The sequence below is a fragment of the Stenotrophomonas sp. Steno-C18 genome (assembly GCF_056393195.1).
This window is the reverse complement of sequence record NZ_JBWJOX010000001.1, coordinates 140,706-162,349: the sequence shown is the minus strand read 5'-3', so window position 1 is coordinate 162,349 and position 21,644 is coordinate 140,706. Positions and strand designations below refer to the sequence as shown.

Sequence of the window (21,644 nt, the reverse complement as noted above, 5' to 3'; positions counted from 1 at the left end):
CGTGTGCGTCGCGGGAGCAAACGCGCCAACCGATCCAATCCCGTGCTTCACCCCCGGCGTGCCGCCTCGATCCTGGCGATGTCGATCTTCGTCATCTCCATCATCGCGGTGAACGCCCGCTTGGCCGCGGCCGGGTCGGGGTCACTGATGGCCTCGCTGAGCACGCGCGGTGTGATCTGCCACGACAGGCCCCAGCGGTCCTTGCACCAGCCGCAGGCGCTCTCCTGGCCGCCGTTGCCGACAATGGCATTCCACAGCCGGTCGGTTTCGGCCTGGTCATCGGTGGCCACCTGGAACGAGAACGCTTCGGTGTGCTTGAAGGCCGAGCCACCGTTCAAACCCAGGCAGGGGATGCCCATCACCGTGAACTCCACGGTCAGGACGTCGCCCTGTTTGCCGGCGGGGTAGTCCCCCGGCGCGCGATGCACTGCATTCACCTTGCTGTCGGGGAACGTGGCGGCATAGAACGTCGCCGCCTCCAGCGCCGTGCCGTCATACCAAAGGCAGATCGTGTTCTTGCTGTTCATGGCAAACCTCCATCAACGGGCCCCTGGCATACCACAGCAACCCTTCAACCCGCGTCGTAGGCGTGGCCTGGGCTGTGAATCCGGCAGGCCAGGCGGCCGACCCGCGCGCTCGAGCCAGATCCCCGGCTAGAATCCGGGAAAACAACCACACCCGCCGGCGCCGAAAGCGCATTTCCGGACGGGTGCCGCAACCGGACAGGAGTCCACGGGGGAAAGGATGGCGGAAGTAACCAAGGCCCGAACCGGCCAACTGATACGCAAGCTGTTTGGCATCCTGCAGGCCCAGCAGGACGGCATGAAGGCCGGTGATGCCTTGGCCGCCCTGGCCGCGCAGGTGCAGCTGACACCTTACGAGGCAGGTGATTACCCCACCGGTGGACGGCGCTTCGAGAAGATCGTGCGCTTCGCCACCGTGGACACGGTCAAGGCCGGCTGGCTGGTGAAGGACAAGGGCATCTGGACGGTGACCAGCGAAGGCGCGCAGGCGCTGCAGCAGTATCCAGACGGCGAGCAGTTCTACCGCGAGGCGGTGCGGCTGTACCACAAGTGGAAGAAGGCCCAGCCGGTCGCGGAGGTGGAGGAGGGCGACGATGAGGCCGTGGAAAAATCGGCCAGCATCACGCTGGAGCAGGCCGAGGAAATGGCATGGGCCGAGATCGAGGCCCACCTGGCCGCCATGCCGCCGTATGAGTTCCAGGAACTGGTCGGCGCCCTGCTCACCGCGATGGGTTACCACGTCGCATGGATCGCACCACCCGGAAAGGACGGCGGCATCGACGTCATTGCCTACAACGACCCACTGGGCACCCGCCCGCCGCGCATCAAGGTGCAGGTCAAGCGCAATGCCAACTCTCCCCGGATCGACGTCATGGGGCTGCGCAGCTTCATGGCGGTGTTGGGCGAGGGCGACGTGGGTCTGTTCGTGGCCCTGTCAGGTTTCACCAAGGATGCCGACCTGGAAGCGCGTCAAAGCCACCGCCGAATCACCCTGATCGATGCCAACCAACTGGTGGATCTGTGGACGCGACATTATGGCCAGCTGGACGATGGTGCGCGGCGCAGGCTGCCGTTGAAACCGGTCTGGTTTCTGGCGGGGGATGAGTAGGGCGGTGGGAATGGTTTGTCGGCTTTCGACCCTAAGCCGTCGTAGGCGGTCGATGACCGGATTAAAGTGGCTTTATGCCCGGCCGTATGTTTTTACAGTCGCCAACATACCTGCTCTGTAAAGCGACGGCGCCGCAGCTGCAATTGGGTTCTGGGGCTCTCGGGTGCGCGAGGACCGCGATGGTCATGTGGGCTGAGGTCTCCCTGCACCGCGTCGAGCTCCGGACGGTCACGAGCCGAAGCGGTCTTCGGAAGCAAATGGCTGCAGGCTTGGGAAATTGTCTTTGACACCTTTTGCCGACAGAGCTGATCCGCTCTACGAAAGTGAGAAGGGCCAACAGATCGTCAGCGGGGCGTCTTTTGTAGGAGCGGCTTCAGTCGCGACCCCGGGCGCTCCTCGTCAGGCGGCGCTGAAGGCGTGGGCGTGGGCGCGGGAGCGGGAGCGGGAGCGGCGCAATATGTTCGCTTCGCTGATGGAAGCGGTAAAAAGTTCACAGCCTTGGGCAGATCGGCCATAGCCTTGTATAATGCGGTCAGGGAGTACAGGCGCAATATTTGATTTCAGGTGCGCGACGTTTGCGGTCGCTGCGCCCGATATGCTCGGCTGCGTTCTGGGCGGATCGGAGGCAGTAAACAAACCTGCTGTGTATCAAGTCGGGAGTGACCTTTGATCTCACAAGCTGAGCTCGAAAAATTGTTGGCGCATACAGACGCGCTTTTCAATCATGTTCATCACTTCGAATGTCACGATGTTCCCTTCCCGGGGAAAACTCGACGCGGGGCAGCTATCGCGTACTCCGATCTTGGTGAGCGTCGTCCGGATTTCGTTCGAGAGCTCCGAAATTCGATCGTAGATTGGGTGTACTCCAGATCTCGCTTTAACTCCATGCTGGACGAAGAGTTGAAGGAGCGCGGGTATAACACGGCCAATGCCGTTTCGCACATCGTCCAGCTAGCGAATTCGAAGTTCCGCTCTGGGTTCCCGCGAGGCCAATTCGGAGAGTTGTTGCTTTTCAACTTTATGCAGCACTTCTTTAAGGCGCCCGCCCTGCTGCGAAAGATGCCACTCACGACCAACCCCGCCGTGGAGCGTCACGGTGCCGACGCCATACATCTAGGATTGGTAGATGTGACGCCGGTGATCTATTTGGGGGAAGCCAAGACGTATACGTCCAAGTATCAGTTTGCGAACGCTCTTGAGGCGGCGCTTAGTAGCATCGTAAAAGCGCACGCCGATCTCATGAACGAACTTGACCTTTACGTATATGACGAGTTCATCGAGGAGCCGCTACGTGCCATTGCAAAGAATATCAAGCGCAATAAGCTCGATTTTCAAGTCCAACTAGTTTCCGTTATATCCTATACCGAAACGGCCAAGATCGGTGGTTCTGACAGCGCGGCGACTCTTGCTGCCCTAGAGAAGACCGTGAAGAAGCACATTGGGACGATCAAGAATGAGCTGTTTGAAACCCACAGCGAACATTTGCTTGCACGCATGCACTTCTTTTTCCTACCGTTCTGGAATCTCGAATCACTACTTGAGGATTTCGAGCCATGACGCCCGAAGTGCAGCGAGAGGCGGCCGGGGTCGCGGCGGCTTTGGCGGATCTGGAGCTTCACAACTTCGCATGTCGACTCGGGCTTTTGGCCGCCACAAGACGCGCGATCAGTGAAAACTTGCTCCGGAAAGCTGCATCGTGTCTTGACGAGCTTAGTTGGGAGGCTGACGAGATCGCCTCGCGTTTAGCCGTATTGATCATCTCGATGGTCTGGGAGCACTCGACGGATGACGTTCGCCGCGCAATGCGGCAACGCATCATCGTTTGCCTCACCCGGCTAGGGCTCTCCCCGACGACCTCCATGATCGATGACGGGTACGCGCGCGGTGAAGGTTACGAGCCATTTGATAGTGTTCGCGCCCAGCTCGCCACGGTCGTCATGCAGCTGGAGTTTTCTCGAGTCATCAGTGGCCGAGAGTTCTTTCTTACGAGATTTCAAAGTGAAGTGCTTGACGCGGTGGATTCGAACCGCCTTGTCGGAATCTCCGCTCCTACCTCGGCGGGGAAGTCTTTCGCTTTATATCTTGCGCTTGCTCGAAGCTTCGAGCGTCAACCGGACTCCAGTGCAGTTTTTATCGTCCCCACCGTTAGCTTGATAACGCAGGTTTCACTTGACCTAAGGCGCCTGCTTGCGGATCTTGGGCTTGGCCATGTAATCGTGCGCGATAGCGCGTCGGCGGGAACTTTGAAAGGGAGCATTTCAGTCGTCACACAGGAGCGAGCGCTATATGCGCTTGAAGCATCCTCCTGGAACGAACTGGGGATGCTCATAGTCGACGAAGTGCAGAATCTTGAGCGTGTCGCCCAAGAAGACGGTTTGCGATCGAAGATTCTGTACGACGTCATCACCGAGCTTTCAAACGAAAAGCAAATCGATCGCATCGTTATCAGCGGGCCGAGGATTGATAACGTAGGGGAGCTAGGTACCCTCGTCTTTGGGGCAAGCACGCGCGAAGTCACGACTAGTGACGGGCCAGTTGCTAATCTGACGTACTCGATTACTAAGCGTGGTCGCAAGGCCTTCATCCGACAGCATCGGGAGCTGCTGGCGGACGCGCCGATCGCCGAGCTTGAGATTGATGACGGTAGCATCGTACAGGGGCAAGGACAGTCAACGTATACGGACGGTTTCCTTAAGTTCTTGGGTTTGATGGTGAAGAGCGTAGAAGCGGAATCACAGACCATTGTGTTTTCCCCAACCGCAGACCAAGCAGTCCGGACGTCGATCGGACTACAGCAACTTCTACCTCGACACGCTGGCAAGAACGAGTCGTTGGCGGCCTATCTCGCAGACTCAGTCCATCCTGAGTATTCGCTTACACACTTAGTCAGAGACGGTATCGCATATCACAACGGAAGAGTTCCACCTCATGCTCGATTTGCCGTCGAAACATCTTTCCGTAACGGAGAGATATCCAAGTTGGTATGCACGACCACCCTCATGCAGGGTGTCAACTTGCCTGCGAACATCGTATTTATTCGCAATCCGAACTTGTTTGTCCGCTCGGGGGCGCGCGAGGATGCTCCAAAGCTATCCGCCTACGAGTTCGCGAACCTTCGCGGGCGCGCTGGTCGGCTTATGAAGGACTTGGTGGGACGTACTGTCGTTTTGGATGAAGACTCATTTCGTGACCAGGACGCGCAAAGGGACCTCTTCGCCAGTTCGACAAAATCAGTACGAGCCGGCTATGCGGCCCTTTTTGCGGAGAACCGCGAAGAGATCCTCGGTGAGCTCTCGCGTCCGGGTATTGCGACAGCGGGCCCTGCCAAGTTCTTGGCTACTTACATTCGGCAGGCGGCCGTTAAGCACGGCGAAGATGCGCGGGCGAAGCTCGCGATGATGGGTATCGAGTTGGATGCGGGCAACTTTGAAGCGACGCGGCGATTTGTTCGATCGCTCGACGTAACGAGGGAGATTTGCGGCCGAAACCGATATTGGGATCCGTTCGACCTCCAGCTGCTAAAAGACAGCTTTGAGTCGTCGTCGTTAAGCGATCTGCCGTCGACAGTGTGGGAGCGCGGCCTCGCGAGTACGTTGGAAGAATGGCTGAAGTTTCATGAGCGTGTAGTTCCGCTATATTTTCAACGTTACATGCGGGATGCATCTTCGGATAAGTTCGTCAGTGCGATCGCGAAATCAGCCGAGTCGTGGGCTCGCGAGGTTCCGTTGCGAAAGATGATCGACAATAGACACTTCGCGGCTCATGAGGTAGGGAAGATAGATTCGCAGGTCGCACTCATTTACAAGTACGTGGTGTACAGCTTGCCATCGCTGCTTAAACCGCTAGCAGATATGCGAAATGTAGGCGGGGCAGTATTGGCTGCTATCGAATCGGGCACCTATCACCCTGCGACGCGGTTCCTCACTGGAAATGGCCTTTTCCGCGAAACCGCCGTAGGTCTTCGATTGCGTTCAATGCCGGAAATAGGTGCGGATGCAAACGGCCTAGAGTCAATTGTACCGAAGCGAGTTGCGGCTGTACGGAGCTCGCTTGATCCGTGGGTTTCATTGCAACTCAAATTGTTCACAAACTGGGGATAGAAATGGGGCGTTCCATTCCGGTCGACCTCGGGGTCGTTACTTTCAAAAGTAGAACTGCGGCGCGTGAGTTTTTCCAAACGATGCTGCATCGGTACGCGGTGGGAGATCGCGTCAATAGCGGAGATCAAAAACTTTTATCGGAGTTGCTAAAGCGGCATCCGGATGCGCCGCAGAAGATTGGTGTCGGTATCGATCACTTCGAAGTGCTGGGTGCTGATTTCGACACTCAGTGCTTCCACATTTTTCGAACCGATGGAACGTTCGAAGACTTCTCACTCCATACATGTGTCGATCAGCGTTAGTGCCATTTCGGAAGAATAGGGGCCAGAGTGCGAGCCCCTGATATTTCCGGAAGCCGCCCAGAAGCCGGGAACGAGCGCCTGCTAACACACCCAAGCCGCAACCTGCCCTAATGCCTGAGTGGCACTCGTGCTGGCCGGCATGACGCATCGTCTCCCGGGGCTATGCTCGCAGCATTGTTGGATCCATTGCTGGAGACGATGCGACCGCGGGCGTGGGTGGTGGCTACAGGCCAACCATGTCAGCCGGGCGACGCTGACCGTGTATCCACCACGGCCGGCATCCGTTCGCCGGCCGGTGTCGCCTGCGCCAGGGCAGGCGGCACCGGGCAGGCGACGATGACTGTTCGCCGTGCGGGTCAGGCTTCCAGCACTTCCAGCACGCGGCCGTCGGGTAGTTCCAGCCCGCGTGGCTTGGTGGGCTCGATGAACTCGGCCAGCCGGCCGGCGTTGGGGCACTGCAGCAGCATGTAGTTGACGTCGAAGTTGAGCTTCTCGACCAGGAAGTCGATGAATGCCCGCACCTTGGGCGAGACCATGCCGCCGCCGGCGAACACGGCGTTGAAGTCGTACTCCGGGCCGGTCCAACCGGCCAGCACGCGGCGCAGCATGCCGGACTCGACGTAGGGCTTGGCCATCACGTCGCTGCTGAGCATCAGGCCTTCGCCGGCGACCAGCATGCTGTTCAGCGCGGCCGTGTCATTGGCCAGCAACAGCGGATTGACGACGAACTCGCGCATCTCGCCACCGGCCTCGGCCAGTGGCCAGGTGAAGCGGTTGTTGGCGTTGTGCGGCTTGCGCACGGACAGGGTGCGATGGAACTGCAGCTCGTCCGGGTGGCGGGGTTCGCCGTAGCGCTTGATGTAGGACGGGCTGGCGAACACCTGGGTGCGCAGCGTGCCCAGCTTGCGCGCGACCAGGTTGGAGTCGGGCAGGGGGCCGATGCGCAGGGCCATGTCGATCTCGCCGGAGATCAGGTCCAGGGTTTCGTTGCCCAGGTGCATCTCCACGCGTAGTTCCGGGTACTGGGCCTGGAACTGGCCCAGCAGCGGCGCAATCCAGGTGGTGCCCACCGAGTACGGCACGGTGAAGCGCAGCCATCCGCGCGGGCCGGACTGCAACTGGCTCACCGCGCTCTCGGCCTGCTCCAGTTCGCGGGCGATGCGTTGGCAGTGCTCGTAGTAGACGGTGCCGGCCTCGGTCAGGCCCAGACGGCGCGTGGTCCGGTGCAGCAGGCGTGCGCCCAGCCGGGTTTCCAGCTCCTGCACCTTGCGGCTGACGGTGGTCTTGGGTTGCCCGAGCAGCCGGGCGGCGGCGGTGAAGCTGCCTTGTTCAACCACCTTGACGAAGATCAGGGTGTCGTTGAGGTCGTTGGCCATCGAGGGGGACTCTTCAGGGGAGCGGCAGCGGGATTGTGCCGGCGACGGGATGATTATTCCCCTGAATCCGTACTAATCAAGTATGGATTGGAGGCGTACCTTGCACAGCTCCGCACAGATCGGACTTGCAGCCATGCGTCTGCGCCACCTTCCCAGTTTCCGCCGGATCCGCCGCCAAGCCGCGCCAGGCTTGATCACTGACGCGCGTGTTTCGTTCAAAAGCCTGAATTCATTGGAGTTTGCTTTCCCCGACGGGGTCGAGGTGGCCGCGCATCCGGTTGGCCGGGTGCAGCGCCTTGTCCCTGCAATGTGGCACCGATTGATGCGGTTTGTCCCGCAGGTGGGAGAAAAATTTCCGTAGGCGGGACACTGAATGCGTCGGCCACGCGCGTCCAGCGACGCAATGCACGGCCCCACGCGCAGCAACCGGCATGCCGGCCCCTCTCTTACAGCCTTACTGCAGCACCCGCGCTTTCAGCTTCTCTTTCGCTTCCCTTTCTCCCCCTGTTCTGGATGGATGACATGAACGCAATGACGCCCCGATTCCCCACCGCACGACGTGTCGTGCTGGCCAGCTTCTCCGCATTGGCCATCGCCGTACTGGCCGCCTGCAGTGGCGGCCACGCCGAAGAAGCGGGCATGCCGCCCCCGCCGGAGGTCAACGCCGCCCCGGTGCTGGTCAAGCAGGTCAACCAGTGGGACGAGTTCAGTGGCCGCGTGGAGGCGGTGCAGAACGTCGAGCTGCGCCCGCGCGTGTCCGGCTACATCGACAAGGTCAACTATGTCGAAGGCCAGGAAGTGAAGAAGGGTGACGTGCTGTTCCTGATCGATGCACGCACCTACCAGGCTGCCTACGAGCAGGCCAATGCCGAACTGGCACGTGCGCGGACGCAGGCGTCGCTGGCCCGCAGCGAATCCGAGCGTGCCCGCCGCCTGTCCGAGCAGCAGGCCATCTCCACCGAAACCTGGGAGCAGAAGCGCGCGGCGGCCGACCAGGCGGCGGCCGACGTGCAGGCCGCCAAGGCGGCGCTGGACGCGGCCGCGTTGAACCTGGAGTTCACCAAGGTGCGTGCTCCCATCAATGGCCGCGCCGGCCGCGCGATGGTCACCGCCGGCAACCTGGTCACGGCCGGCGATGCCGCCAGTGTGCTGACCACGCTGGTATCGCTGGACACGGTGCACGTCTATTTCGACGCCGACGAGGCCACCTTCCTGCGCTATGCGCAGATGGCACGCAAGGGCGAGCGACCGAGCGAGCGCGACCAGGCCCTGCCGGTGCAGATCGGCTTGGCCGGCGAGCAGGGCTTCCCGCACGAGGGCAAGGTGGACTTCCTGGACAACCAGGTCGTGCGCAGCACCGGCACCATCGGCGTGCGCGCGTTGCTGGACAACGCCGACCGGCAGTTCACCCCGGGCCTGTTCGCACGCGTGCGCCTGCTCGGCAGTGGCCAGTTCCAGGCCATGCTGGTGGACGACAAGGCCGTGCTCACCGACCAGGACCGCAAGTACGTGTACGTGGTCGACAAGGACGGCAAGGCGCAGCGCAAGGACGTGCAGCTGGGCCGTACCGCCGATGGCCTGCGCATCGTCGAGGCCGGGTTGGCCGCTGGTGACAAGGTGATCGTCGACGGCGTGCAGAAGGTCTTCATGCCCGGCATGCCGGTGCAGGCCAAGCCGGTGGCGATGCAGCCCCTGCCGGCCGGGCCGAAGACCGCCGCGCTGAACTGATTTCCGGTTTCGTCTGATGCCGGCGCCGTGCCGGCCACGCGCCTTCGCCCACCACGGGCGAGGGCAGGGTGGCTGCACGCCATCGCTGGCTACTTCAAGGAATTTCCCTCATGGATTTCTCACGTTTCTTCATTGACAGACCGATCTTCGCGGCGGTGTTGTCGATCGTCATCTTCGCGGCCGGCCTGATCACGCTGCCGATCCTGCCGGTCAGCGAATACCCGGAAGTGGTGCCGCCGTCGGTGGTGGTGCGCACGGTGTACCCGGGCGCGAACCCCAAGGTGATCGCCGAGACCGTCGCCACGCCGCTGGAGGAAGCCATCAACGGCGTGGAGGGCATGATGTACCTCAAGTCGGTGGCCGGCTCGGACGGCGTGCTGCAGATGACCATCACCTTCCGCCCGGGCACCGACCCGGACGCGGCGGCGGTGAAGGTGCAAAACCGCGTGGCCCAGGCGGAAGCCCGCCTGCCCGAGGACGTGCGCCGGCAGGGCGTAACCACGCAGAAGCAGTCGCCCACCTTCCTGATGGTGGTGCACCTGACCTCGCCGGACGGCAAGTACGACACCCTGTACCTGCGCAACTACGCCCGTCTGCACGTCAAGGATGCGCTCACCCGCATTCCCGGCGTGGGCGATGCGCAGATCTTCGGTGGCGGCGACTACGCCATGCGCGCCTGGCTGGACCCGGACCGGGTGGCCTCGCGCGGGCTGACCGCCGGTGACGTGGTGCGCGCCATGCGCGAGCAGAACGTGCAGGTGTCCGCCGGCCAGCTCGGCGCCGAGCCGATGCCCAACAGCCAGTTCCTGACCCTGATCAACGCGCAGGGCCGCCTGCGCAGCGAGCAGGAGTTCGGTGACATCGTGCTCAAGAGCGGTGCCGACGGCGAAGTGGTGCGGTTGTCCGACGTGGCGCGCATCGAGCTGGGGGCCGGTGACTACACCCTGCGCTCGCAGCTCGATGGCAAGAACGCGGTGGGCATCGGCATCTTCCAGGCCCCGGGTGCCAACGCGCTGGAGATCCGCGACGCGGTGATCGGCACGATGGACCAGATGCAGAAGACCTTCCCGGCCGGGGTGAAGTACGAGGCCGTGTACGACACCACCATCTTCGTGCGCGATTCGATCAAGGCCGTGGTCTCCACGCTGCTGGAGGCCATCGCGCTGGTGGTGCTGGTGGTGATCCTGTTCCTGCAGACCTGGCGTGCCTCGATCATCCCGTTGATCGCGGTGCCGGTGTCGGTGGTCGGTACGTTCGCCGCGCTGTACCTGCTGGGCTTCTCGATCAACACCTTGAGCCTGTTCGGGCTGGTGCTGGCGATCGGCATCGTGGTCGACGACGCCATCGTGGTGGTGGAGAACGTGGAGCGCAACATCGAGGAAGGCCTGTCGCCAACGGCGGCCGCGCACCAGGCGATGAAGGAGGTGTCCGGGCCGATCGTGGCGATCGCGCTGGTGCTGTGCGCGGTATTCGTGCCGATGGCGTTCCTGTCCGGCGTGACCGGCCAGTTCTACAAGCAGTTCGCCGTCACCATCGCCATCTCCACGGTGATCTCGGCGATCAACTCGCTGACCCTGTCACCGGCGCTGGCCGCGCGACTGCTCAAGCCGCACGGTGCCGCCAAGGATGCCCCGAGCCGCCTGATCGATCGCCTGTTCGGCTGGGTGTTCCGCCCGTTCAACCGCTTCTTCAAGTCCAGCTCGGAGAAGTACGAGCGCGGCGTGTCGAAGATCCTCGGTCGTCGCGGTGCGGTGTTCCTGGTGTATGCGGTGCTGCTGCTGGGCACCGGCGTGATCTTCAAGCTGGTGCCGCCGGGCTTCATCCCGACCCAGGACAAGCTGTACCTGATCGCCGGCGTGAAGCTGCCGGAAGGCGCGTCGATCGCGCGTACCGATGAAATGCTGCGCAAGGTCGCGCAGATCGCCGAGGAGACCGACGGCGTCGCGCACACCATCTCGTTCCCCGGCTTGAACGCGCTGCAGTTCACCAACACGCCCAACACCGGCGTGGCGTTCATCCCGCTCAAGCCGTTCAACGAGCGCAATGGGCGGACCGCTGCCGAGATCAACGCCGAGATCAACCAGAAGATCGCCGGACTGAAGGAGGGCTTCGCGTTCTCGATGATGCCGCCGCCGATCCTTGGCCTGGGCAACGGCAATGGCTACCAGATGTTCATCGAGGACCGCGGCAACCTGGGCTACGGTGCGTTGCAGACCGCGGTGCAGACCATGCAGGGCGCGGTGATGCAGACGCCGGGCATGGGCTACCCGATCACCAGCTACCAGGCCAACGTGCCGCAGCTCGATGCCGAGGTGGACCGAGTCAAGGCCAAGGCGCAGGGCGTGCAGTTGACCGAACTGTTCGACACGCTGCAGACCTACCTGGGCTCGGCCTACGTCAACGACTTCAACCAGTTCGGTCGTACCTGGCAGGTGATCGCCCAGGCCGATGGCCAGTTCCGTGACAGCGTGGAGGACATCGGCAAGCTGCGCACCCGCAACGATCGCGGCGAGATGGTGCCGATCGGCTCGATGGTGACCATCAAGGAAACCTACGGCCCGGACCCGGTGCTGCGCTTCAACGGCTACCCGGCCGCCGACCTGGCCGGCGAGGCCGACCCGCGCGTGCTGTCCTCGGCGCAGGCGATGAACAAGCTGACCGAGATCGCCGGGCAGGTGCTGCCGGTGGGCATGACCACCGAATGGACCGACCTGAGCTACCAGCAGGCCACGCAGGGCAATGCCGCCTTCATCGTGTTCCCGGTGGCGATCCTGCTGGCGTTCCTGGTGCTGGCCGCGCTGTACGAAAGCTGGTCGTTGCCGCTGGCGGTGATCCTGATCGTGCCGATGACGCTGCTGTCGGCCCTGTTCGGCGTGTGGCTGACCGGCGGTGACAACAACGTGTTCGTGCAGGTGGGCCTGGTGGTGCTGATGGGCCTGGCGTGCAAGAACGCGATCCTGATCGTCGAGTTCGCCCGCGAGCTGGAGATGGGCGGCAGGGGCATCGTCGACGCGGCGCTGGAAGCGTGCCGCCTGCGCCTGCGCCCGATCGTGATGACCTCGATCGCGTTCATTGCCGGCACGATCCCGCTGGTGCTCTCGCACGGTGCAGGTGCCGAGGTGCGCTCGGTCACGGGCATCACGGTGTTCGCCGGCATGCTGGGCGTGACGCTGTTCGGCCTGTTCCTGACCCCGGTGTTCTACGTGGCCCTGCGCAAGCTGGTGACCCGCAACGGTGGCGGCAAGCTGGTCCAGCACGGTGAACCGACGATCCACCATTGAGCCCGACCTGCCCGGGCACGGATGACGGCCCCTGCCAAGGCAGGGGCCGTGACCGCCCCGGTGGCTGTTTCCCTTCCTGTTTCCTTCCCGACTTTCTCTTCCGAGGCTTCCCATGAACCACCACAACCAAAAGATCGCGCTGGTCACCGGCGCCACCCGTGGCATCGGCGTTGAGACCGTGCGCCAGCTGGCGCAGGCGGGCGTGCACACCCTGCTGGCCGGTCGCAAGCGCCAGGCGGCCGTTGACCTGGCCCTGAAGCTGCAGGCCGAGGGCCTGCCGGTGGAAGCGCTGCAGCTGGACGTCGCCGACGCCGACAGCATCGCCATCGCGGTCGAGCACGTCACCGAGCGCCACGGCCGCCTCGATATCCTGGTCAACAACGCCGGCGTGCTGCTTGAGAACCCGGCCGTGGCACCGTCAGCGCAGCCACTGGATGCCTGGCAGCGCACGTTCGATACCAATGTGTTCGCCCTGGTCGCGGTGACCCAGGCATTCCTGCCGCTGCTGCAGCGTTCGCAGGCCGGTCGCATCGTCAACGTCTCCAGCATCCTGGCCTCGCAGACGCTGCACGCCGACCCGGCGTCGGGGATCTGGGACTTCAAGATTCCCGCCTACAACGCGTCCAAGGCGGCGGTGAACAGCTGGACGCTGAGCCTGGCCTACGAGCTGCGCGACACGCCGATCAAGGTCAACACCGTGCACCCCGGTTACGTGAAGACCGACATGAACGGTGGCGAAGGCGAGATCGAAGTGGGCGAAGGCGCGCGCTCCAGCGTGCAGATGGCGTTGATCGGCAACGACGGCCCCACCGGCAGCTTCACTTACCTGGGCGAGGTGCTGCCATGGTGATGCGTGGCCTGACCGTCGCCGTGGCCAGCGCATTGCTGGCCGGCTGCATGACCGTCGGCCCGGACTACACCGCACCGCCCGTGCAGCCAGTGCAGTTGCAGGGCACGGCCGACCCGGTGTTCAGCAGCGTGTCGCCGGTGGCCGACTGGTGGTCGCAGTTCAATGACCCGGTGCTGACCCAGCTCATGCACGGCGCGCTGGCCGGCAACCTGGACCTGCGCATCGCGATGGCACGCGTGCGGATGGCGCGCGCGGCGTTCACCGAGCAGCGACTGGACCAGTTGCCGCACGTCACCGCCGGTGGCAGCCAGGACCGGCGCAAGCAGCCGGATGCGAGCCAGGGCGGCGAGCGGGTGTTCAGTGAAACCTACCAGTTGGGCTTCGACGCGGGCTGGGAACTGGACCTGTTCGGCCGCCAGCGTCGCGCCGCCGAGGCGGCGCGCGCCGACCTGGGCGCCGAGCGTGACAACCTGCTCGATGCACAGGTCACCGTGGCTGCGGAAGTGGCGCGCAACTACTTCGAACTGCGCGGCACGCAGAAGCGCATCGCCGTGGCACGGCAGACGCTGGTCAATCTGCGCGATACCCAGCAGCTCACCGAAACCCGCTGGAAGCTGGGGGCCGGCAGCGAGCTGGACGTGCAGAGCAGTCGCGCGCGATTGAAGGCGATCGAGGCCGACATCCCGTTGCTCGAAGTGTCCGAAGTGCAGTCGCGGCATCGCCTGGCGGTGTTGCTGGGCCAGCGTCCGGAGGCATTGGACGCCTTGCTGCAGCCCCGCGAGGTGCCGGCCTTCGCCCAGGCCCTGCCGTTGGGCGATACCACCGACCTGCTGCGTCGTCGCCCGGACGTGCGCGCGGCCGAGCGCCGCCTTGCCGCAGCGACGGCACGCGTGGGCGTGGCAACGGCCGACCTGTTCCCGCGCATCAGCGTCAGCGGCTTCGTCGGCTTCCTCGGCGGCGATGCCAACGGCCTGGTGAATGGCAGCAACAAGGCATGGTCACTGACGCCGTCGATCAGCTGGGCCGCATTCGACTTCGGTACCGTGCGTGCGCGGCTGCGTGCGAGCAAGGCGCAGGCCGATGGTGTCGCCGCCGAGTACGAGAAGACGGTGCTGCTGGCGCTGGAGGACACCGAGAATGCGCTGACCCGCTATGCCAAGGAGCAGTCGCGCCTGGCGATCATCGCCGAGCAGGCCGAGGCGGCGCGGCGGGCCGAGGCATTGGCGCAGATCCAGTACCGGGAAGGTTCACAGGACTTCCTGGCGCTGCTGGATGCACAGCGCAACCAGCTCGCGGCCGACGACGCGCTCGCCGCGGCCGAGGCCACGGTCAACGTCAACGTGGTGTCGGTGTACAAGGCGCTGGGCGGTGCCGGGCAGTTCGACGTGCCGCTGGCGAGCCGCTAGGCCGTGCACCACGGGCGCCGATGCACGCGATGGAGGCGGGCATCGGCGCCGAACCCGGGAGCAGCAAACGAAAGAGGCGGCCAATGGCCGCCTCTTCGTGTTTCAGGCCGGGAAAGCAGGCCTCAGGCAGCGTTGGCCTGCTCGCGGCGCGGGCCTTCGACCAGCGCACGGCCGACCATGTCGACCAGCAGGTCCAGCTCTGCCTCGTCCATGTTGAAGTGCGGGGTGAAGCGCAGCGAGTTCTCGCCACCGTGGATCACGTTGACGCCGTGCATGCGCAGCCACTCTTCGGTGGAGCCGGCGCCGTAGCACTTGAATTGCGGGGCCAGCTCGCAGGAGAACAGCAGGCCGGTGCCCTGTACCTTGGTGATCAGGCCGCCGAGCCTGGCCTTGAGGGCTTCCAGCTTCTGCACGGCCTGTTCGCCGCGCAGGCGGATGTTCTGGCGCACGTCCGGTGACAGGTGGGCCAGGGTGGCACAGGCCACGTCCAGCGCACGCGGGTTGGTGGTCATGGTGTTGCCGTACACGCCCTTGCGGTACAGGCCCGCGGCATGCTCGGTGACGGCCAGTACCGACAGCGGGAACTGCGCGCCGTTCAGGGCCTTGGAATAGGTTTCCATGTCCGGCGGGTCCAGCGTTTCGTAGCCGGGGTAGTCGACGAAGGACAGCGTGCCGTGCACGCGCAGTGCGGCCTGGATGGAGTCGATCAGCAGCAGGCTGCCGTGCTCGCGGGTGAGCTCGCGAGCCACCTTGTAGAAGCTGGCCGGCACCGCGCGGCCCGGGTCGCCTTCGCCCATCACTGGCTCCAGGAACACGGCCTCGATGAACCAGTTGTTGGCTTCGGCATCGGCGAACACCTTGCGCAGCACGGCTTCGTCGTACGGCGGGATGGTGATGACGCTGTTCTCGCCGCGGTAGCTGGCCAGGTGCTGGTCATACGACTTGCGGCTGGAGTCCGAATACAGCGCCGGGCGGTCGGTGCGGCCGTGGAAGCTGCCCTTGATGACCACGCGCTTGATGGTGGCGCCGGCGTGGCGGGCACCCGGGTCGGTCTGCAGCTTGGCGTTGATGTCGGCGATGCGCGCGGCCAGGCCCACGGCCTCGGAGCCGGAGTTCAGGCACATGAAGTGGGTGAACGGGCAACTGCCGCGGGTGTGGCCGATCTCCTTGCGCATGGCGTTGGTGAAGCGGCGCTGGGCCAGGCTCGGGGTCATGATGTTGGCCATGACCTGCGGCTTGGCGGCGGCGTCCATCACGTCGGCCGGGGTGTGGCCGAAGCCGAGCATGCCGTAGCCGCCAGCGTCGTACAGCACCGCGCCCTTGAGCGAGATCACCCACGGGCCGCGCGCGGCCAGCGCGATGTACGGGACCACGGCGTCATCGGCGTAGAAATTGACGAAACCGGCCTGCATCGCGGCGATCTGGTCCTTTTCGTCCAGATCCAGCAGGTCGGCGGCTTCGTCCTTGATGCGGGTGTATTCGGTGGCGGCAGCCGCGATGGCCTGGGCCAGATCGGGATGGGCGGTGGCCAGGCGTTCGACGCTGGCATCGTCCAGACCCTGGGTAAGGCGGGTGCCGGCGTGCGCGCGAAGCGGGGCGAGGGGGCCGAGTACGGTCATGCTCATCTCCAGAAGTAACTTGTATATATCCATTATCTGGAGATTCTGGACATATGGCAGATATGAACTGGACGGATTTTCGGGTAATTTCGTCGAATCGACGAATCTGGTTTGCAATGTGAAGATTTCCGCCGCTGACGAACGCCTGTTGTCCGTGCTGCGCGAGGACGCGCGCGCCTCCACCGCCCAGATCGCCCGCCGGCTCGGGCTTTCGCGGACCACCGTGCAGAGCCGCATCGACCGCCTGGAGCAGCAGGGGGTGATCGCCGGTTACACCGTGCGCACCCACGAGGACTACGAGCAGGGCCAGGTGCGCGCACATGTGCTGATCACCGTGCTGCCGAAGAAGATGCCGGCGGTGGTGAAGGCGCTGCGCGACATCGCCGAAGTGCGCTCGCTGCACTCGGTCAGCGGCAACCACGACCTGATCGCGATGGTGGTGGTGGGCGGCGTCGGCGAAATGGACGTGGTCACCGATGCCATCGGTGCCATCGACGGCGTGGAACGCACGACCAGCGCGATCATCCTGTCGACCAAGTTCGAGCGCTGAGGGGGCGGGCAGCGCCGAGCCATGCCCGGCAGGGCTCCCGGCCTCCCGGCGCTGGCCGGGCCGCCTACCAGCCGAAAACCGCATGGGGGCTACAATAGCCGGCTCCCCGTACGACGTTCCGGCCTTGAAGAAGTCCGATTTTCACTATGACCTGCCCGAGGCGTTGATCGCCCAGGCGCCCCTGGCCGAGCGTTCGGCCAGCCGGCTGATGCTGGTGCCGCCGGCGCCGGCCGCCTTCGATGACCGCCATGTGCGCGACCTGCCGACACTGTTGCAGCCCGGTGACCTGCTGGTGTTCAACGATACCCGGGTGATCCCGGCGCGCCTGTTCGGGCAGAAGGCCACCGGTGGCCGGGTCGAGATCCTGATCGAACGGCTGCTCGGCGGCCAGCAGGCCCGTGCCCAGATCGGTGCCAGCAAGTCGCCCAAGCCGGGCAGCCGCATCCAGCTCGACGCCGGCGGCGAGGCCGAGGTGCTGGGCCGCGATGGCGAGTTCTATGTCCTGCGGTTCGACATCCCCGAGCCGCTGGAGTCGTGGCTGGTCCACGAGGGCCGGCTGCCGCTGCCGCCGTACATCCACCGCGAGCCTGGCCTGGATGACCGCGAGCGTTACCAGACCGTGTTCGCGCGCCAGGTCGGTGCGGTGGCCGCTCCCACCGCCGGCCTGCATTTCGACGAAGGCCTGCTGGCGCAGTTGCGCGAACGCGGCGTGCAGTTCGGCCACATCACCCTGCACGTCGGCGCCGGCACCTTCCAGCCGGTGCGCGTGGATGACCTGAGCCAGCACGTGATGCACCGTGAATGGCTCAACGTCGGCGCCGAACTGGTCGAGCAGGTGCGCCGCACCCGCGCGGCCGGGGGGCGCGTGATCGGTGTCGGCACCACCGTGGTGCGGGCGCTGGAGAGCGCCATGCGCGAGGGCGAGCTGCAGCCGTATGCAGGCGAGACCCAGATCTTCATCACCCCCGGCTACCGCATCCGCAGCGTCGATGCGATGGTGACCAACTTCCACCTGCCCGAAAGCACCCTGCTGATGATGATCAGCGCCTTTGCTGGCAAGGCACGGGTGTTCGAGGCCTATGCCCACGCCATCGCGCAGGAGTACCGCTTCTTCAGCTACGGCGATGCGATGCTGCTGTTCCCTCAGGGCGGGGAGGCCGCCGGCGACGGCGGGGATGCCGCCTCCCGTCCCGGTTGACCGCCAGTCCCCGGCGATCCAAGCCCCGCCGAACGCGCGCCGGTAGACTGTCCGTCTCCGGCGCGCCTGATTTCCGCCCCCATTCCCGAATTTCTGCCTCTCGCCATGTCCCGACTGCACTTCAAGCTCCAGACCACCGATGGCCGCGCCCGCCGCGGCCAGCTGTCCTTCCCGCGCGGCACCGTGCAGACCCCGGCGTTCATGCCGGTGGGCACGTATGGCTCGGTGAAGGGCGTGCTGCCGGAGCAGGTCCGCGCGCTCGGCGCCGAGATCATCCTGGGCAACACCTTCCACCTGTACCTGCGCCCGGGCCTGGACGTCATCGCCGACCACGGCGGCCTGCACGGGTTCTGCCGCTGGGACGGCCCGATCCTGACCGACTCTGGTGGTTTCCAGGTGTTTTCGCTGGCGCATCGCCGCAAGATCACCGAGGAAGGCGTCACCTTCGCCTCGCCAACCGACGGCGCCCGGGTCTTCCTGGGGCCGGAAGAGAGCATGAAGATCCAGAAGGTGCTGGATTCGGACATCGTCATGATCTTCGACGAATGCACCCCGTACCCGGCCACCGAGGCGGTGGCGCAGAAGTCGATGGAACTGAGCCTGCGCTGGGCCCAGCGCAGCCGCAACGCGCATGACGCGATGGGCAATGACGCGGCACTGTTCGGCATCGTCCAGGGGGGCGTGCACACCGACCTGCGCAGCCGCTCGGCCGAGGGGCTGCAGAAGATCGGCTTCGACGGCTACGCCATCGGCGGCCTGGCGGTGGGCGAGCCCGAGCACGAGCGCAACGCCATGCTCGACCACATGCACCCGATCCTGCCGGCCGACCATCCGCGCTACCTGATGGGCGTCGGCCGCCCGGAAGACCTGGTCGAGGGCGTGGCGCGCGGCGTGGACATGTTCGACTGCGTCATGCCGACCCGCAACGCCCGCAACGGCCACTATTTCACCTCCTTCGGCACCGTGCGCATCCGCAACGCCAGGTACGAGCGCGACATGGACCCGATCGAGCCGGGCTGCGGCTGCCACGCCTGCACCAGCGGCTACACCCGCGCCTACCTGCGCCACCTGGACCGCTGCAACGAGATGCTGGCGCCGATGCTGGGCACCCTGCACAACCTGTTCTATTACGAAAAACTGATGGCCGACATGCGCGCGGCGATCGAGGCGGGAACCTTCCTGGCCTTCCGCGAGTCCTTCTACGCGGCCCGGGGCGTGTCTGCCCCGGCCTTGTCGGGGGAGTAACCCAGCAGCCACGCGGCCCGGGACGAGGTCCCGGGGCCGTGGCATACTTCACGGCTGACCCCGTTTCGCGGTGACCGCCGGCCCCAGGCCGGGCAGGGTGCCGCCCAACACCAAGGACTTACGTAATGAATCTGATGGCCATCCTGCTTCCCGTCGCCCAGGCCGCCCCGGCTGCCCCGGGCATGGGCACCTTCCTGCTGCCGATCGCCCTGATCGCGGTCATGTACTTCCTGATGATCCGCCCGCAGATGAAGCGCCAGAAGGAACACAAGGCGATGCTGGACAAGATCAGCAAGGGCGACGAAGTGCTGACCTCCGGCGGCATCGCCGGCGTGGTCACCGACATCGGCGACAACTTCGTCACCGTCGAAGTGGCCGACAACGTGCGCATCCGCGTGCAGAAGGGCTCCATCGGCAACGTGCTGCCCAAGGGCACGCTGAAGTCGGCTGCCTGAGGCTGAATTCCCTTTCCGTCACGTCGTGACGCCGGGAAGGCGCCACGCAGGAATCCGCAATGCTTGAATTTCCACGTTGGAAGTACTTCCTGATCGTGATCGTTCTGGCGGTCAGCGCGCTGTATGCGCTGCCGAACATGTACCAGAAGGATCCGTCCGTCCAGATCACCGCCAACCGCGGTGGCCAGATCGATGACGCCTTCAAGGAGCGCGTCACCACGGCGTTGGGTACCGCCGGTGTCACGCCCAAGGGCGTGGCCAAGGAAGGCGACAGCCTGATCGTCCGCCTGCCGTCGCTGGATGCGCAGACGCGCGCCAACGACGTGCTGCGCGAGGCGGCCGGCGAGAACTACACCGTCGCCCTGAACCTGGCGTCGACCGTGCCGGAATGGCTGGCCAAGCTCGGCGGCAAGCCGATGGTGCTGGGCCTGGACCTGGTCGGTGGCGTGCACTTCGCGCTGCAGGTCGACCAGAAGGCCGCCGTGGACAAGCGCTTCGAGGCCTTCACCGAAGACGTGCGGACCACCCTGCGTGACAGCCGCGTCACCTACCGTTCGGTGGAGCGTCGTGGCAACAGCGACATCCAGGTCACCCTGGCCAACGCCGCCGATGCGGACAAGGCCCGCGCCGCGCTGGCCAAGGCGCAGCCGACCTTCACCTACTCGGTGAGCGGCGATCGCATCACCGCCACGGTGCCGCAGACGGAAATGAGCCAGATCGCCACTGGTGCGATCGAGCAGAACCTGACCACGCTGCGCAACCGCGTCAACGAACTGGGCGTGGCCGAGCCGATCATCCAGCGCCAGGGCGACGACCGCATCGTGGTCGAACTGCCGGGCGTGCAGGACACCGCCGAGGCCAAGCGCATGATCGGTGCCACCGCGACGCTGGAGTACCGCGCCGTGGTCGATGGCAACGCGCAGGACGCCGCCGATACCGGCCGCATCCCGCCGGAGGCCAAGCTGTACCGTGACCGCGCCGGCCGCCCGGTGCTGCTGAACAAGCGCACCATCGTCACCGGCGACCAGATGGTCAAGGCCAACGTCTCCACCGACCAGAATGGCCTGCCGTCGGTGAGCGTGACGCTCAACGCCGTGGGCGGCCAGCGCATGTTCGACTTCACCAGCGCCAACGTCGGCAAGCCGATGGCCGTGGTCTACACCGAGCGCATCCCGCAGGTGACCATGGTCAATGGCAAGGAAGAGCGCAGCTTCCGCGTCAAGGAAGAAGTGATCTCGGTGGCCAACGTCAACGGCGTGTTCGGCAAGGAGTTCCAGACCACTGGCCTGGAGAAGACCGAGGCTGACGGCCTGGCCAAGCTGCTGCGTGCCGGTTCGCTGGCCGCGCCGATGGACTTCGTCGAGGAATACGTGATCGGCCCGAGCCTGGGCAAGGAAAACGTGGCCCGCGGCGTCAAGGCCGTGGTGTTCTCGTTCGTGTTCACCCTGGTGTTCTTCACCGTCTACTACCGCATGTTCGGTGCGATCACCTCGGTGGCGCTGCTGTTCAACCTGCTGATCGTGGTGGCGGTGATGTCGCTGTTCGGCGCGACCATGACCCTGCCGGGCTTCGCCGGCCTGGCGTTGTCGGTGGGCCTGTCGGTGGACGCCAACGTGCTGATCAACGAGCGTATCCGCGAGGAGTTGCGGCTGGGCATGCCGGCCAAGAAGGCGATCGCCGAAGGCTACGAGCGTGCATCGGGCACCATCCTGGACGCCAACCTGACCGGCCTGATCGTGGGCGTGGCGCTGTACGCGTTCGGCACGGGCCCGCTGAAGGGCTTCGCGCTGACCATGATCATCGGTATTTTCGCCTCCATGTTCACCGCGATCACCGTGTCGCGTGCGCTGGCTACCTTGATTTACAGCCGCCGCAAGAACCTGAAGTCCGTGGCGATCTGAT

General features: G+C 64.7%; 16 protein-coding genes. 13 read left to right on the top strand and 3 right to left on the bottom strand.

All coding sequences use genetic code 11. From position 1 onward, the window contains the following. Positions 1 to 47 precede the first annotated feature (47 nt). Entirely contained in the window at positions 48 to 527 is a 480-nt protein-coding gene (locus tag AC06FE_RS00770; protein ID WP_478071981.1) for a VOC family protein, read from the bottom strand. A gap of 217 nt (positions 528 to 744) precedes the next feature. Here AC06FE_RS00770 and AC06FE_RS00765 point away from each other — a divergent pair, with 217 nt between their 5' ends. The 4 genes from AC06FE_RS00765 to AC06FE_RS00750 all read left to right on the top strand — a co-directional run bounded on the left by AC06FE_RS00765 (position 745) and on the right by AC06FE_RS00750 (position 6,034). After that, positions 745 to 1,632: a restriction endonuclease gene (locus tag AC06FE_RS00765; RefSeq protein WP_478071980.1), complete on the top strand. Its 888-nt coding sequence runs from the start codon at positions 745 to 747 to the stop codon at positions 1,630 to 1,632. A 666-nt stretch (positions 1,633 to 2,298) separates the two neighbouring features. Then, entirely contained in the window at positions 2,299 to 3,189 is an 891-nt protein-coding gene (locus AC06FE_RS00760; RefSeq protein ID WP_478071979.1) for a HamA C-terminal domain-containing protein, read from the top strand. Next, a complete protein-coding gene (locus tag AC06FE_RS00755; protein WP_478071978.1) occupies positions 3,186 to 5,732 on the top strand; it encodes a DEAD/DEAH box helicase in 2,547 nt (848 codons plus the stop codon). Before AC06FE_RS00760 ends, AC06FE_RS00755 begins: the two co-directional genes overlap by 4 nt. Next, on the top strand, positions 5,690 to 6,034 hold the full coding sequence (locus AC06FE_RS00750; protein WP_478071977.1) for a DCL family protein: 345 nt from the start codon (positions 5,690 to 5,692) through the stop codon (positions 6,032 to 6,034). Before AC06FE_RS00755 ends, AC06FE_RS00750 begins: the two co-directional genes overlap by 43 nt. Before the next feature lie 356 nt (positions 6,035 to 6,390). On the opposite strand, the gene AC06FE_RS00745 is transcribed toward AC06FE_RS00750, so the two are convergent. After that, the gene (locus tag AC06FE_RS00745; RefSeq protein WP_446540466.1) at positions 6,391 to 7,410 is read right to left on the bottom strand and encodes a LysR family transcriptional regulator; all 1,020 of its coding nucleotides are present in this window, start codon (positions 7,408 to 7,410) and stop codon (positions 6,391 to 6,393) included. 522 nt (positions 7,411 to 7,932) lie between these two features. Here AC06FE_RS00745 and AC06FE_RS00740 point away from each other — a divergent pair. The 4 genes from AC06FE_RS00740 (at position 7,933) to AC06FE_RS00725 (ending at position 14,675) form a co-directional block, all read left to right on the top strand. Then, positions 7,933 to 9,138, top strand: a complete 1,206-nt coding sequence (locus AC06FE_RS00740) for an efflux RND transporter periplasmic adaptor subunit (RefSeq protein ID WP_478071976.1) — start codon at positions 7,933 to 7,935, stop codon at positions 9,136 to 9,138. A 110-nt stretch (positions 9,139 to 9,248) separates the two neighbouring features. Then, positions 9,249 to 12,419, top strand: coding sequence for an efflux RND transporter permease subunit (locus AC06FE_RS00735; protein WP_478071975.1), 3,171 nt, complete (start codon positions 9,249 to 9,251; stop codon positions 12,417 to 12,419). A gap of 112 nt (positions 12,420 to 12,531) precedes the next feature. Continuing rightward, positions 12,532 to 13,269, top strand: coding sequence for an SDR family oxidoreductase (locus AC06FE_RS00730; RefSeq protein WP_478071974.1), 738 nt, complete (start codon positions 12,532 to 12,534; stop codon positions 13,267 to 13,269). Further along, the gene (locus AC06FE_RS00725) at positions 13,263 to 14,675 is read left to right on the top strand and encodes an efflux transporter outer membrane subunit (protein WP_478071973.1); all 1,413 of its coding nucleotides are present in this window, start codon (positions 13,263 to 13,265) and stop codon (positions 14,673 to 14,675) included. Before AC06FE_RS00730 ends, AC06FE_RS00725 begins: the two co-directional genes overlap by 7 nt. A gap of 122 nt (positions 14,676 to 14,797) precedes the next feature. Here AC06FE_RS00725 and AC06FE_RS00720 read toward each other — a convergent pair whose 3' ends face one another. Continuing rightward, on the bottom strand, positions 14,798 to 16,294 hold the full coding sequence (locus AC06FE_RS00720; protein ID WP_478071972.1) for an aminotransferase class III-fold pyridoxal phosphate-dependent enzyme: 1,497 nt from the start codon (positions 16,292 to 16,294) through the stop codon (positions 14,798 to 14,800). Positions 16,295 to 16,412: 118 nt separating this feature from the next. Here AC06FE_RS00720 and AC06FE_RS00715 point away from each other — a divergent pair, with 118 nt between their 5' ends. From AC06FE_RS00715 to secD, 5 genes are all read left to right on the top strand, one after another. Further along, positions 16,413 to 16,844 (top strand): Lrp/AsnC family transcriptional regulator, encoded by a 432-nt coding sequence (locus AC06FE_RS00715; protein ID WP_132864220.1) that lies wholly within the window; start codon positions 16,413 to 16,415, stop codon positions 16,842 to 16,844. 124 nt (positions 16,845 to 16,968) lie between these two features. Next, positions 16,969 to 18,042: a tRNA preQ1(34) S-adenosylmethionine ribosyltransferase-isomerase QueA gene (gene queA / locus AC06FE_RS00710; protein WP_478071971.1), complete on the top strand. Its 1,074-nt coding sequence runs from the start codon at positions 16,969 to 16,971 to the stop codon at positions 18,040 to 18,042. A 105-nt stretch (positions 18,043 to 18,147) separates the two neighbouring features. Then, positions 18,148 to 19,287: a tRNA guanosine(34) transglycosylase Tgt gene (gene tgt, locus AC06FE_RS00705; RefSeq protein ID WP_192288400.1), complete on the top strand. Its 1,140-nt coding sequence runs from the start codon at positions 18,148 to 18,150 to the stop codon at positions 19,285 to 19,287. 125 nt (positions 19,288 to 19,412) lie between these two features. Then, the gene (gene yajC, locus AC06FE_RS00700) at positions 19,413 to 19,742 is read left to right on the top strand and encodes a preprotein translocase subunit YajC (protein WP_132864217.1); all 330 of its coding nucleotides are present in this window, start codon (positions 19,413 to 19,415) and stop codon (positions 19,740 to 19,742) included. 59 nt (positions 19,743 to 19,801) lie between these two features. Further along, on the top strand, positions 19,802 to 21,643 hold the full coding sequence (gene secD / locus AC06FE_RS00695) for a protein translocase subunit SecD (protein WP_478071970.1): 1,842 nt from the start codon (positions 19,802 to 19,804) through the stop codon (positions 21,641 to 21,643). Position 21,644: the final 1 nt, after the last annotated feature.

Excerpts from the sequence above, each read along its gene's own strand:
- AC06FE_RS00770 (WP_478071981.1), bottom strand. The coding sequence starts at position 527 with ATGAACAGCAAGAACACGATCTGCCTTTGGTATGACGGCACGGCGCTG.
- AC06FE_RS00765 (WP_478071980.1), top strand. The coding sequence starts at position 745 with ATGGCGGAAGTAACCAAGGCCCGAACCGGCCAACTGATACGCAAGCTG.
- AC06FE_RS00755 (WP_478071978.1), top strand. The coding sequence starts at position 3,186 with ATGACGCCCGAAGTGCAGCGAGAGGCGGCCGGGGTCGCGGCGGCTTTG.
- AC06FE_RS00745 (WP_446540466.1), bottom strand. The coding sequence starts at position 7,410 with ATGGCCAACGACCTCAACGACACCCTGATCTTCGTCAAGGTGGTTGAA.
- AC06FE_RS00740 (WP_478071976.1), top strand. The coding sequence starts at position 7,933 with ATGAACGCAATGACGCCCCGATTCCCCACCGCACGACGTGTCGTGCTG.
- AC06FE_RS00735 (WP_478071975.1), top strand. The coding sequence starts at position 9,249 with ATGGATTTCTCACGTTTCTTCATTGACAGACCGATCTTCGCGGCGGTG.
- AC06FE_RS00730 (WP_478071974.1), top strand. The coding sequence starts at position 12,532 with ATGAACCACCACAACCAAAAGATCGCGCTGGTCACCGGCGCCACCCGT.
- AC06FE_RS00725 (WP_478071973.1), top strand. The coding sequence starts at position 13,263 with ATGGTGATGCGTGGCCTGACCGTCGCCGTGGCCAGCGCATTGCTGGCC.
- AC06FE_RS00720 (WP_478071972.1), bottom strand. The coding sequence starts at position 16,294 with ATGACCGTACTCGGCCCCCTCGCCCCGCTTCGCGCGCACGCCGGCACC.
- tgt (WP_192288400.1), top strand. The coding sequence starts at position 18,148 with ATGTCCCGACTGCACTTCAAGCTCCAGACCACCGATGGCCGCGCCCGC.
- yajC (WP_132864217.1), top strand. The coding sequence starts at position 19,413 with ATGAATCTGATGGCCATCCTGCTTCCCGTCGCCCAGGCCGCCCCGGCT.
- secD (WP_478071970.1), top strand. The coding sequence starts at position 19,802 with ATGCTTGAATTTCCACGTTGGAAGTACTTCCTGATCGTGATCGTTCTG.